9 protein-coding genes and 1 pseudogene are annotated in these 13,008 nt (G+C 70.9%); 7 read left to right on the plus strand and 3 right to left on the minus strand.

The annotated features are described in order from the left end of the window. Nucleotides 1-128: 128 nt before the first annotated feature. Entirely contained in the window at nucleotides 129-2,615 is a 2,487-nt protein-coding gene (locus tag ACWDCZ_RS19135) for a hypothetical protein (RefSeq protein ID WP_449816457.1), read from the plus strand. A gap of 431 nt (nucleotides 2,616-3,046) precedes the next feature. Here ACWDCZ_RS19135 and ACWDCZ_RS19140 read toward each other — a convergent pair whose 3' ends face one another. Further along, complete coding sequence (locus tag ACWDCZ_RS19140; RefSeq protein WP_449816458.1) at nucleotides 3,047-3,769, minus strand: hypothetical protein; 723 nt, start codon at nucleotides 3,767-3,769, stop codon at nucleotides 3,047-3,049. Between the two features lie 264 nt (nucleotides 3,770-4,033). Here ACWDCZ_RS19140 and ACWDCZ_RS19145 point away from each other — a divergent pair, with 264 nt between their 5' ends. The 3 genes from ACWDCZ_RS19145 (at nucleotide 4,034) to ACWDCZ_RS19155 (ending at nucleotide 7,924) form a co-directional block, all read left to right on the plus strand. Further along, nucleotides 4,034-5,860 (plus strand): hypothetical protein, encoded by a 1,827-nt coding sequence (locus ACWDCZ_RS19145; RefSeq protein ID WP_449816459.1) that lies wholly within the window; start codon nucleotides 4,034-4,036, stop codon nucleotides 5,858-5,860. Between the two features lie 528 nt (nucleotides 5,861-6,388). Further along, complete coding sequence (locus ACWDCZ_RS19150) at nucleotides 6,389-7,018, plus strand: hypothetical protein (RefSeq protein ID WP_449813830.1); 630 nt, start codon at nucleotides 6,389-6,391, stop codon at nucleotides 7,016-7,018. A 237-nt stretch (nucleotides 7,019-7,255) separates the two neighbouring features. Next, nucleotides 7,256-7,924, plus strand: coding sequence for a hypothetical protein (locus ACWDCZ_RS19155; RefSeq protein ID WP_449816460.1), 669 nt, complete (start codon nucleotides 7,256-7,258; stop codon nucleotides 7,922-7,924). Between the two features lie 251 nt (nucleotides 7,925-8,175). On the opposite strand, the pseudogene ACWDCZ_RS19160 reads toward ACWDCZ_RS19155, so the two are convergent. Then, nucleotides 8,176-8,778 (minus strand): annotated as a pseudogene (locus tag ACWDCZ_RS19160) (phosphotransferase family protein); the annotation flags it as partial. A gap of 257 nt (nucleotides 8,779-9,035) precedes the next feature. Here ACWDCZ_RS19160 and ACWDCZ_RS19165 point away from each other — a divergent pair. After that, the gene (locus ACWDCZ_RS19165) at nucleotides 9,036-9,626 is read left to right on the plus strand and encodes a hypothetical protein (protein WP_449816461.1); all 591 of its coding nucleotides are present in this window, start codon (nucleotides 9,036-9,038) and stop codon (nucleotides 9,624-9,626) included. Nucleotides 9,627-9,936: 310 nt separating this feature from the next. On the opposite strand, the gene ACWDCZ_RS19170 is transcribed toward ACWDCZ_RS19165, so the two are convergent. Next, nucleotides 9,937-11,199, minus strand: a complete 1,263-nt coding sequence (locus ACWDCZ_RS19170; protein WP_449816462.1) for an NADH:flavin oxidoreductase/NADH oxidase family protein — start codon at nucleotides 11,197-11,199, stop codon at nucleotides 9,937-9,939. 91 nt (nucleotides 11,200-11,290) lie between these two features. Here ACWDCZ_RS19170 and ACWDCZ_RS19175 point away from each other — a divergent pair, with 91 nt between their 5' ends. Both ACWDCZ_RS19175 and ACWDCZ_RS19180 read left to right on the plus strand, forming a co-directional pair. After that, a complete protein-coding gene (locus ACWDCZ_RS19175; protein WP_449813826.1) occupies nucleotides 11,291-11,914 on the plus strand; it encodes a TetR/AcrR family transcriptional regulator in 624 nt (207 codons plus the stop codon). A 129-nt stretch (nucleotides 11,915-12,043) separates the two neighbouring features. Next, a complete protein-coding gene (locus ACWDCZ_RS19180; RefSeq protein ID WP_449813825.1) occupies nucleotides 12,044-13,003 on the plus strand; it encodes an NAD(P)H-quinone oxidoreductase in 960 nt (319 codons plus the stop codon). Nucleotides 13,004-13,008: the final 5 nt, after the last annotated feature.

Raw genomic sequence — 13,008 nt, forward strand, 5'->3', positions numbered from 1 at the left:
GAGCGGGGAGATATCTGGCCGTACTCGGGGAATCCCGTGGCCGCAGATTGCGCCGTATGTGGCCGCCAGCTGGGAGGATGCCACGGCCGCCGTCAGTGCACAACCACAACGCGGGATCGCCCCGGAACGTGATCCAGGCGAAGAACATCGGCGCCGTCTATCTCGGCTCCGCCCCCGCTCCCCGACACGGAGGACCAGCCCTCGCCGACACCGAGGAAGACGCCTTGGAGGGGTTGGCCCGCGAGGTCCTGGAGCAGTGGCTTGACGAGGCCAACGTCCGCGGTCTGCGGGAGCGGGTTCCGATGCTGGTGCCGTGGGAGCTGGAACAACCACACGGGAGCGAGTCGCACACGGGGCTGCCTGAGCAGCTCGGGTTCGAGGACGTGGTCACTCGGGTCCGGGCGCTCGCACCGCACCAGTTGGTGGTCACCGGTCCTGGCGGGGCGGGGAAGTCCTCCCTGGTCGTCCTGATCGTGGTCGAGCTGCTGGAAACCCGAGCCAGGGTCCCCGGCTCACGGGAGAGCGTCCCGGTGATCCTGTCGATGTCCGACTGGGAGCCGGGGATCAGCATCCAGGACTGGGTCATCAGGCGTATCGGCGAGGAGTACGGGGGTCGCGTCGCAGGTCTGGATCGGCCCACCGTCGAGTCCCTGGTGCGGGGTCGGCGGATCGTTCCCGTGCTCGACGGCTTCGACGAGCTGTTGCCGCTGGCCCGCGAGAACGCGATGGAGGCGCTGAAGCGCGCACTCGGCACGAAGGACTCCCTGGTTCTGACGTCTCGGCCGGAGGCGTACCAGCACGCCGTGGACTCCTCGCCGGTGCTGCGCGGTGTGCCCGTCCTGCGCGCCCGCCCTGTCCCGCCGCAGGCCGACAGGGCCTACCTCGCCCAGATGCGCCATCAGGACCGCCTCGGCCCCTGGCAGTCGCTCTTCGACGCGATGGAGGGCGACCCCGAGGGCCCGGTCGCCACCGCCCTGTCCTCTCCGCTGATGCTCTGGCTCGCGGCGACGGTGTACGCGCCGAAGGAGTCCGATCCTCGGGAGCTGCTCGATGCGACGCGGCTGCCCACGCAGGCGGACATCGAAGGCCATCTCCTGGACGGGCTGATCCCGGCCGTCTGCGCGCAGGGGCCGCAGCCGTCCTACCTGCCCGGCCCGGTGCGCCGTTGGAGGCTCGACAGCGCGCCCGCGTACTTTCGCTTCCTCGCCGACGACCTCCACCGCCGGCGCACCCAGGACATCGCCTGGTGGCAGCTGCGGAGCCTGCCGACCGAGCCGGGCGTCTGGGGCGCCGTCGTCCTCGTGGCCGTGGCCACCTGCGGTACGGCGGCCGGCTACGCGGTCGCGGGACTGGCCGACCTCCTTGGGGCCGCTCCCCCGCGGCCCGGGCTCGGGATCCCGGGAGTGGGCCAAGTGCTCGGGGCAGTCGCCGCGGTCGCCATCATCGCCACGGCGTTCGGGCGGGTCTTCACGCCGCACTTGTTCAGCGGCTTCGACCACCGCCCACGACGGCCGGCGGCCGGAGTCAGCGGCCGGGTGCTCCTGGCCGCGTCGGCCGTTGCCACCACAGCCGTCGGCATAGCCCTGCCCGGCAGCACGCTGGCGAGCCTGTGCGTCTTCTTCCTTCCCGTCCTCTCCGGTGTGCTCCTGACGCGGTCGGCCGAGTTGGACATGGCCGCCAGGCCGAGGCAGTTGTTGCGCGACGAACGCAGGATCGCTCTTGTCGAAGCCGCACTGGTCGCGCCGGCCGTCGCAGGCACCTCGCTGGCGTTCTTCCACTGGCTCAACGGCGATCCGCTGCTCATCGGTGGCGGCCTCGTCATCAGCTCGTCGTGCTCGGCCGTGGTTCTGATGGCCCTCAGCCGGTGGGGCCGATGGACCGCCACGCTCCTCGTCCTGGCGGGGAGGCGACGTCTGCCACGGGACGTACTGGGCTTCCTGGAGGACGGCCGCCGGTTGGGCGTGCTGCGGCGGGTCGGCGGGGTCTACCAGTTCCGGCACGCCGAGTTGAGGTCACGGCTCACCGACGGGGCGCCGGGCGAAATGCCCGGCGGTGCCGTAGGACCGCACGAGGTGGTACTCAGAAGCAGTGTGCGGAGCTTCGGGGCCCTGATGGCATTCGCGTTCGAACTGTTGGCACTGGTCGCCGTCTTCCTCCTGGTGGTCTCCCCGATGTCCTCGGGATCGGGCTTCCTGGACGACTGGTACCGGACCTGGCTGTTGACGGTGCGCCAGGGGCCTGTCCTGCTCGGCTCGCTCGGCGTCCTCGTCCTGACGGCACTTGCCCTGCGGGTGGTCGCGACGCGGCTGCGCATCAACGGCGAGGGTGTGGAACTCGACGGTGGCCGCAAGCTGCGGCTGCGATGGGACGACGTGGCTGAGGTACGGGTGCTCAGGATCCGGTCCCACAGGAACAGGGAGACCGGCTCCCTCGGTCTGATCAGCTCGTACTACCTCGTGATGAGGCCGATGCCCGGACGGGAGTCGCCGCGATTCCGTACGACCTCGGACGGCTGGGTCCGGGTGTGGGAGCTGGGCCCCACCGAGGTGGTGCCGCTCGACCTGGAGGTCGCGCTGACCCGGTTCGCCGGCGACCGCTGGCGCCGTGACGTCTGAGGTCTGAAGACTGGAGCCCGCGCCAGGAATGCATCGGCCTGCCTTGATCGGACGCCCCGCGGAACCGACGGCGGCGGAACTCCCGCAGCTCAACCCTGACCGTCCGCACGGTGCTCCGCGGCTACTCGGACCGCATTGCCTCGCCGCCCTCCGGATGCCTCAGGATTTTCCGCGGAAAATTCCAAGGCATCCGGAGGGGCCCGGGCAGCACCGCGGTGTCGGGGTCCCGGTTCACGCGCTCGTGCGGGGGAGGCTGGACACGTCACTGCCGTGGGCGCACCGGGCACGAGGAATTTTCCGCGGAAAATCGTGCCCGCCTGCCGAGAGCCGCCCGGCAGGGCGATCCGTTCGGTACGGCTTGAGCAACTGTTGCCGCGTGGCTCTGTCGTACGGTCGGCGTCTGCGAGGGCTGGCGCTTGGACGGCCGATCGCTAAGGGCCGGGGCATTCGGCGGACGTGTACTCGTCCGCGATGGTGAAGACGCTGGCACAGCGTGGGCATTCGGCACGGCCGAAGAGATACCTGATCCCGGCGGCGAGTGCCTCCTGCCCGTCCCGGACGGCAGTGTCGTGCATCCATCGACCGCTCCCCGAGAGTTCCTCGCCAGCCGCCGACCGCAGGTCGCGTCGCTCCACGTCGCCCAGGTTCCAGTCCCGGATCGCCGAGTAGCGCCCGTAGCCACCGATGGCGATCGTCACCTCCGCACCGCAGTGGGGGCAGGCCAGGTGGTAGAAGTCGTCCGTGAAGTCCCCCAGGGCGGCGCTCCAGTGGTACTGCGCATTGACCGCCAGCAGGTCGCGGAACGCCGCGAGGTAGTCGTCCGGCCGCGACATCAGGTACTGGTCCAGCAATACACGGAACTCGGCGATCGTCCCGGCGCAGTCGGCGAACAGATCGTCGCAGCCATGGTGCCCTGCCGCGCGCCGTACGATCGTGCCGGCCAGTGCGCGCGCCCGAGGATCGCTCGACGCGAGCCGCACAAGGCGGGGAAGGGCTGCGAAGCTCGCGGGGAAGACGAGGTCGCCTTCCAGGCACAGCCGGTATCCGAGTTCCGTCCACGCCTCGGCATCGCCATCCTGTTCCACGCGGTCCAGAAGCTCGGGAACGCGATCAGCGTCCCCATAGCAGTCGTACATCCGTGTCCAGTTCGCCACCCGGGCATTCAATCGTCTGGAGGCCCGAGATGAATCCCCCGGGTACCGGTCGGCTCTCCTGGTAGCCGATCGGCGGGCCGACCGATGACAGGGGCGGACAGCTTCGACCGAACAAGAGCCGCAGAATTTTCTGCGGAAAATCGGTGAGGCCACGAAACGGCCGACCCCTCGGCGCCGGGAGTGGAACCGCGTCCTGCCGATCCGGGCCGGGCACGCATCGCGGTCTGCGGGCACTGTCCGTGCCCGTCCTTAGAGTGGGCTGATGTGAGATCACCTGAAGAGCTGCAGACGATCGACTGGCCGTCTTTGGGGCACTTCTTCGGCGACGGCCGTGACGTCCCTGGCTGGATACGCGCCCTGTACTCCGACGACGGGCACCTGGCGGACAGGGCGCTGTCCGAGTTCTTCGGCCGGGCGTTGCACCAGGGGTCGGTGTCCTCGGCCGCCGTGGCGGCCGTTCCCTTCCTCGCGCACGCGGCGGTGCACGCCCGCCACGAACGGGCGGACGTGCTGGCGGCTCTGGCCGGATGCGGAGGCACCGAAGCGGAGCCGAAGCACGAGGACGAGGTGCGGGGGTGTGCCCGGGTCGCCGCCGAGGTGACCGGGCTGCTGCACCTGTTGCGCGACGAGGACCCGCTGGTGCGCCGCAACACGGTGCGTGTTGCCCGCCGGGCCACCGGCGAGACCGTCCCCGTGGTGCTGCGTGAGCTGACCGCCTGCTCCGTGTCCGACCCGGCCGCCGCTGTCCGCGCCGAGGCGCTCACCGTCCTGACGCTGCTCGACCCGGACGGCGGCGCGGCCCGCCGCCGTCTCCGGTCGGCCCTGACGGATCCGGTGCCGGCTGTCCGCGCCGCCGCCGCTCTGGCTCTGCTGGAACGTTCGGAGGAGCCCTACCCGGTCGACGTGGTCGCCGTCCTGGCCGAGGCCGGAGGCGACCCCGGATTCGACCTCGGCAGCCACGAGTTCGCGCCGGGCATCGGCAGCACCGACGAACGCATCTGGATCCTGACCGAGGACGCGGACGCCCTGGCGACCGTGGCCCGTGGCTGGATCGCCCAGGGGGACCACCAGGGCCGGGGCACGCGCCGCGCCCGACACCTGTCGGCGATGTGGCGCGACCGCGAGGACGAGACCATCGGTCTGCTCGCCGAAGCCCTCCGCCACGAGCACGACCTCCGGGACCTCGGCGGCCTGCTCGACGTGATCTCCCAGTGCCTGTTCGGGACTTCCCACCCCGACCCGGCACTCGCCGACAACCTCCTCCCCCACGTCCACACCGGCACCCTCGCCGGCCGCCGCGCCCAGATGATCCTCGGTCAGCTCGGCGATCCGCGCCTCCTCACCGATGTCCCCGAGCCGGTCCCGGAGGCGCTGGCCGCGCTGGCGGTCCGTACCCGCGACCCCGAGCACCAGCGCCTCGCCCTACGGCACCGGGACGCCACCCACCTGGACAGCCTCTACACCGATCTCTCCGCCGAGGAAGCCCGCACCCACCTGCCCGACCTCACCCGCCTGCTGCGCGACCGCCCCACCCGGACCCTCGTCCGCCGGTTCAGCGACTGGGCGATCCGGGACGCCGGACTCCTCGACCCTCTGGAAGCCCTCACCCACGCAACCGATGACGAGCTCGCAGTCGCGGCAGCCGTCACCACCGCCCTCCTCACCGACGACCCCGCCACCGTCCTGCGCCTGCTGGCGCACCGGCTCGCCGAGAACAGCCGACACCTGGAGGAGGCCGGACGCCTGGGCGATGCCGCCGCTCCCCTGCTGCCGCTGATCGAGTGCTACCTCGTCGACGGCTACGACTGGACCCGGCTGCACGCCGCCGAGGCCCACTGGCGGATCGCCGGCGACCCGTCCGTCGCGCTCCCCGTCCTGACCGCGCTGGTCGACCCGTCCCGCCCCGTGGGCGTACGGGCCCTCCAGGCACTCCACCGGATCGGACCGCCCTACCCGCCAGACCTGCTACCGCAACTGCCGCACTGGGCGACCAGTGAACGCCGGCTGCTGCGCGAGTACGGCACCGGCTTCCCGGCCCAGCGGCACCGCGACGACCAGCTGCGCGAGACGGCACACCGGATGCTCGACTGACACCGGCACCAGGGGAGACCGAGCCCGACCCTCCGAGGGAAAGCCTGAACACCGGGGACGCCCTCCACATCCGCCCGGGTCCGCCGGGAGTGCCCTCGACCCGCACGGAGAATTTTCCGCGGAAAATCCGCGACCGCCGGTAGTCGCACCTGAGGACGTACGTCCTGCGGAGAGGCGGCACACTGCGGACGGCCAGTCGTACCGAGTTCCTCACAGCTCTCCGCCCCACGGAATTTTCCGCGGAAAATCGGAGGCCCTTCCCTGAGATCACCGCCGCGTCGGTACGCGACTGTTGCCGTTCGAGGAAGCTGACGGCCCGCCGTGGCGGGAAGGACAAGGGAGGGACGGCGCGGGGGAGGCGCAGTGATGCGGACGGCGCGGGTGGCGGGGCAGGCGGCAGCAGCGGTGGTGTTGGCCCTGGGAGCCGCGGCCTGTACGGGGCATGACGATGGAAGCGGCATCGGTTGGGGTTACGGCACGGTGCACTCGCCGGCCGTCGTCGTGCGGCCGACGCCGACGGGGCACGGGGTGACACTGTCGGAACCGGCCCCGGCGTCGGCGCAGTGGATCGTGGACGCCACGGCCGAACCGGGTGCCAGCCCGGAGAACTGTCCGGTGCCGTCCCTGGCGGACATGATCGTGCTCGACGACGAAGCCGGACACAGCCGCGCGGCCGCGGTGTGGCTGGGGGACGGCGGCGTCGAGTGCCTGGTCACGATCAGCAATCGCGACGGCATCAACCAGATCGTCCTCGCGACATCGCTCGACTCCCTGGCGGACAGACCGGTCCCGCTGTGGCTCGGAGGATGGGCGATCTTCACCGTCTTCCCCGGTGACGCGGGACGAGTCGTGGTCAAGGACGACGACGACCGCGTCTTCGGCCCGCCGCACCAGCGGTTGGTGGACTTCGGTGGCGGCCGGGAGTTCACGGTCGTCGAGTACGCCTACCTCCGCACAGGCCCGGAGCCCGAGGATCCGGCCTTCTCCGTCCGGGCGCGGGTGTGCCCGGACAGCACCGGCCCGTGCCTCCCGGCGCGCTGGATCGCCCCGTCGGCCTCACCGCTGCCGCTCCGGTCCACTTCCGAGGACCGCCCGCGACGGCACGTAGGGGCGGCGGGGGTCCTCGTGCGGAATGTTCACGGTGGACCGTGCCGGTGAACGGGTTCCGAGAGCGCGGTCCACTCGAAGGTGGGGAACCATCGGGCTGCGGAGTGACGCCGTTGACGACGGTACGGCCGTCCGGAGCGGCGGACGGCGGTGGGGGTGAGCTGCCGGTCGATCCGACGCCGGCGGTGACGGCCGGTCGCCGGCGGCGCGCCGCTCTGCCGGGTGGCCGGTCCACTCCTTCGTCGATTCCGGCGAACAGGGCAACCACCGGATCCCAGGGGTGACAGGATGACCGTCCACATCACGTTCTGGGAGGGGAAAGTGACACTACGTTCGGACGAGTGGGCAGTACTCGAGTCCCTCGCTCGGAAGAAGCAGGGCTGGACGATCGGCGAGCAGCCGTTGGAGGCCCGGTACCGGCCGAGCAGTATCGTGCGGACCCTGTCGGAGAAGGGCTTGTCCAAGCTCGCCACCGACCGCCGTCTCGACGCCCTTGCCAGGGACGGCGTCCGGCCCCCCTGGGCCGCGCGCATCACCCGGCTGGGCCGCAGCGTCCTGGAGTATCGGGCCCATCAGGAGAGCCCGCCCGAGCCGGTGCCGCCCGCCCCGACCTCCGCACCGGGTTCGGAGATCAACGTGCGCGCCGTCGACATGGACTTGTTCCGGACCACCCTCGCGGCCGCCGAAGCCGGCTCTCTCACCGACATCGACGTCACCGCGCTGCAGAGCGTCGTGTCCAAGGCCCGGCCGGTGCCGGGAACCCACCGCCATGCCCTGGCCCCGGACAAGGCCGAGCTGGCGGTGGTTCTTCACGTTCTCTTCCTGGAGTCCCTGTACCGGGATGCCTCGGGCTACCACCAGCTGCTGCGGGAGCTACCCATGTCGTGGCGTAGAGGGAGGCGGCAGGTCGTGATTCGGACGCCGCTCGACCGTTCCGCCGCGATCACCGCCCTCTGATGGATTCAGGAAGCGCATGACCTCCCGGGGCACAGGTACCTCATCCGCCTTGGGCGCCCAGGCGGCTACCCGGCAGACGAAAGCGCGGTGGCCGTCAGGTCGCGACCGGCCGACCACAATCGCGCCGCCTCCGCCGGGACGGACGGCGGGCCAGGGACGGGCGTCCTTGTGCGGACCGACGACGCTGTCTCCCTGAGGCAGTGGAATTTTCCGCGGAAAATCATCCGCCCTCAGCCTCAAAGCACCATCTGCAGCACGTTGCCGGGCTGGAAGTCCCGGTGCAGGAACCGCCCTTCGTAGCGCGGCGCGGGCCTGCGGATCACGTCGATCGCGGTGGCCCAGGCCGCGGCGTCGGCGCCCTCGGGGGTCACGATCGTGTCGGCGGTCGTCAGCGCCACGTACTCCCGGGGCCGGACGGCCGGCCGCACCGCGTGGATCGCCACGAGTTGACGGGCCAGCAGGGGCAGACGCGTCGCCTGCCCTCCGTCGTCGAGGACCGTCCGGCCCGGCAGGTGGGTCATGAGGAGCGAGGGGTACTCGCAGTGCGCGGCGGTCGGATCGACGGCGACGAGTCCGGGAGCCGGCACGCCGGTTCCGGTGAGCGTGCTCAGGGCGTCGGCCTCCCTGTGCAGGAGTTCCTCGGCAGGGCCCTGCCGGGTCGGGTCGACGAAGGAGCGCAGTACCAGGTACCGGGTGCCCCCGTCCCGCGTGCCGACGATCAGCCTCCGCATATCGGCGGTGGCACCGCCGTGCAGCACCTCGGCTCCGACGATCCGCTCGCCGGACTCCAGGTGTCGGCGCACCCAGGCCAGTGCCAACGGCCGGACGGTCGCCGCCTCGTCATGATCGGTCACCGTGCCACCTCAACATCCGGACGGCGGCACGCGCGAACCCTTCTGGGCCCGTCCGCACGTCAGTGCCGGTGGTGGGTGGGAACGTCAGGCGAACAGGACTGTCCGCACCCGCAGCGAGGGGTGGGGAACCTCAGGGCTGTCCACACATTTCGTGAAGGTCACGGGGGTGAGGGCGAAGAGGTGATCGAGGGTCGTCCAGGCCGCCGGTTCGGAGCCCCGGGGCTGCTCAGACCTCCGCACTGTGTACCGTCCATCGGGTGAATCGTCATCTTGCCGATGCGCCTGATGGGCTCTCCCGCCGGGCTCGATCCTTCGTCTCCGCGCACGGCCTCCGAGTCGGCAGCACGGGGATCGAGCAGTATCGGAGCCGCTGGCTGGAGTGCGGGATTCCGGCAGCGGAAGTCGACCGGGCCAGGGCCTTCGAGGAACGTTGGGGTGGCATGCTGCTTCCCCCGGCGCCGATGTATGACGGCGGACCGAGAATCCTCCGCCCGGACACGCCGGAGCGGACGCCGACGGACGGGTGGTGGTTCGAGGCTGGAGACCAGCGGACCGCGGTGCCCTTCTCCTTCATGATCGGCCCCCGTGGCGAGTTCGGAATCCATGCCGAGAGATGGGTGCCGCTGCATGCGAGCGTCGAAGGATGGGTCGAGTCGGTCGCGCTCGCACATCACGCCGCCATGTGGGCCATGCAGATCACCAAGGTCACCGGCGAGGACGTCGACGCCCTTCGACTCGGGCTCTACGAACCGGTTCCGGAGGTAGGAGCACTGGCCGATGGATGGTGGCGAGGCACGGACTCACTGATCGCGGTCTACATGTTGCTGACGCCTTTAGTCGACACATAGCGGGGATAGTTGTCACCAAGATCTAAAAGGCCCAGGCGAGCTTGACCCGATCAACCATGCCTCTGGCGCGCGAGCCTCACCGAAGCAATATCGGGCCATCCCTGCTGTCCATCAGCAATCGGCGGATTGCCGCCAGGCGTGGCCGCGTGCTGTCCGGCCCGTCGCAGTACCAGCGCCGGGCCCCGGGCTCCTCTTGCACCTTGGCCGTTCTCCTCGGGCCGCGTTCCGAAGGGTTCGACCCGGCCGGCGCGCATGCATCTGTTCTCCGCCCGCCTGCCAGGGTGGACCAGGATGCATGCACAGCCGATGATTACCGGTGTCGGCGCCCTGCGGCAGCCTTCAGCCTCATGGGCAGCCAGGCGCGGTAGCGGCGCAGGGCCTGGCGCTGCTGGCGTTGCTCCGCGAGGAGGGCGATGGCCGGGTGGATGCGGGGCCTGGGCTCGCTGCCGCGGGCGATGCGGCGCAGTTGGCGGCGGACCTGGGCCATGCTGGCGGCGGAGGCGAGGGGCTTGTCCTTCCAGGTGACTGGTCGCATCTGGCGGTCGGCTTCGCGGCCGACTGCCCAGCGGTTGGGCAGGTCTGGGGTGACGGCGAGGGCGGTGCCCATGCCGATGATTGCGACGCCGCTGGCCAGGACCTGTTCGGCGGTGGTGCGCCGGGTGATGCCGCCGGTGAGCATCAGCGGGACGGGGCTGGTGGTGACCAGGTCCTTGGCCAGTTCGAGGAAGTAGGCTTCGCGGGCCTGGGTGCGGGTGTCGGTGGCGCGGCCGGTCATGGCGGGGCTCTCGTAGCTGCCGCCGGAGAGCTCGACCAGGTCGACGTCGAGCAGGGACAGCCACTCGATCACCTGGCGGGCGTCGTCGGCGTCGAATCCGCCGCGCTGGAAGTCGGCCGAGTTGAGCTTCACGGCGACGGTGAAGGACGGGGAGACGGCGGCGCGGACGGCGCGGACGGTGTCCAGGAGCATCCTGGCCCGGTTCTCCAGGGATCCGCCCCAGGCGTCGGTGCGCATGTTGACCAGGGGCGACAGGAACTGCGACAGCAGGTAGCCGTGTGCGGCGTGGACCTCGACCCCGTCGAAGCCGGCCTGTTCGGCGCGCGCGGCCGTGAGGGCGAAGCGCTTGACGGTGGCGTCGATCTGCTGGGCGGTCATGGTGGTGGGGCGGCCGAAGCGGCCGCTGTGCTTGCCCAGGTCGACGCCGAGGTCGGACGGTCCCCAGACGACGCCGGGCATGTCGGAGGCGACCTGGCGGCCGGGGTGGTTGATCTGCATCCAGATCGCCCCGCCGGCGGACTTGCCGGCCTTTGCCCACTCGATGAACGGTTCCAGGGGTGCGGCCTCGTCCAGGACGACGCCGGCGGGGCCGGTCAGCGCTTCGGCGTGGACCATGACGTTGCCGGTGATCAGCAGTCCGGTGCCGCCGCTCGCCCAGCGCTGGTAGAGCCCGATCAGCTGCTGGTCCGGGAGCTGGCCGGTGCCGGCCATGTTCTCCTCCATGGCCGCCTTGGCGATCCGGTTGGGCAGCACCGCCCCGGAGCCCAGGCGCAGCGGCGTGAACAGTTCGCTGGCCATCTGATTCTTCCTCTTCCATCGACTAGGATGTGTACAGCGTTTACATTAAGGCAAAGAATGTAGGCACCGCAAACATCGGAGAGGGTGACCCATGACACAGGCGAATGCCTCGTACCATCACGGCGACCTGCGCGCAGCGTGCCTGCGCGCCGCCCGGGAGCTCCTGGAGGAGGACGGCAGCGCTGGCCTGTCCCTGCGGGCCGTGGCGCGACGGGCGGGGGTGTCGGCGACCGCCCCCTACCGCCACTACGCGGACCGCGACGCGCTCGTCTCCGCGGTCGCGGCTCAGGGCTACGTCGAGCTCGCCGACCACCTGGCGGCGGCGCACCCCTCACCCCGCACGCCCGAGGACCTCGCCGAGGTCGCCGTCGCCTACGTCCGCTTCGCCCTGGAGCGTCCGGCGCTGTTCCGGGTGATGTTCGCCGAGCCCTGCGACCCCACGAACGACGAGCGGGTCGCGGCGACCGCCGCCATATGGGAGTACGTCCGCGGCATCGTCCACGGCGTCTTCCCCGATTCCGACCCCGAGGCCCTGTCCACCGCCGTGTGGGCCGTCGTCCACGGCCTGGCCTTCCTGCACCTGGACGGCAAGCTCGACACCTCCACCCCCGAGACGGTGTCCGCCCAGGTTCACGCCGCCGTCCGGGCACTGCTCGCCGCGACCCCGGCACAACCCCGGCCGGAGGCCGGGGTGGCGGATCAGGTCGGCGCCTGACAGCGCGGGACGGACCGCTCCGGCCCGTCCCGCGAACCGCGGCCGCCCCCAGAATGTTGACACTGCACACTTTGCACCCTAATGTATGCAGTGAATACATTGGCTTGCCCATGCGAACGGACTTGCACCATGAAGGCAATCACGATCAAGGAACCCGGCGGCCCTGAGGTCCTGGAGTGGACCGAGGTCGAGGACCCGACCCCTGCGGCGGGCGAGGTGGTCATCGACGTGGCCGCCACCGCACTCAACCGGGCCGACATCATGCAGCGCTGGGGCCTGTACCCCCTCGCGCCCGGCACCTCCCCCTACCCCGGCCTGGAGGCGTCCGGCCGCATCAGCGCCATCGGCGAGGGCGTCACCGGCTGGAAGATCGGCGACGAGGTCTGCGCCCTGCTGACCGGTGGCGGCTATGCCCAGAAGGTCGCCGTTCCCGAGGGCCAGCTCCTGCCCGTCCCCAAAGGCCTCGGCCTCGTCGAGGCGGCCGCCCTGCCCGAGGCCGTCGCCACCGTCTGGTCCAACCTCGTCATGACCGCCCGCCTCGAGCACGGCGAGACCCTCCTCGTCCACGGCGGCGCCGGCGGCATCGGCACCGCCGCCATCCAGATCGCCAAGGCCCTCGGAGCCCGCGTGGTCACCACCGTCGGCGGCCCCGAGAAGGCCGCCCGCGCCCTGGAGCTGGGCGCCGACCTCACCATCGACTACCGCACCGAGGACTTCGCCAACCACGGCCCCTACGACGTCATCCTCGACGTCATCGGCGGCGAGTACCTCCAGCGCAACGTCCACTCCCTGGCCCCCGACGGGCGCCTGGTCGTCATCGGCCTGCAGAACGGCCTCGAAGCCCCGCTCAACCTCGCTGAACTGGTCTTCAAGCGCGCCTCCGTCCACGGCACCACCCTGCGCACCCGCCCAGCCGCCGACAAGGCCGCGATCATCGCCGAGGTACGCGAACGGGTCTGGCCGATGATCGAGGACGGGACTGTCAAGCTCGTCGTCGACCGCACCCTCCCGCTCGCCGACGCCACCGAAGCGCACCGCCTCATGGAAGCGGGCGGACACATCGGCAAGATCATCCTCGTCAACGACTGAGCGAA

It is taken from the genome of Kitasatospora sp. NPDC001225, assembly GCF_053597855.1.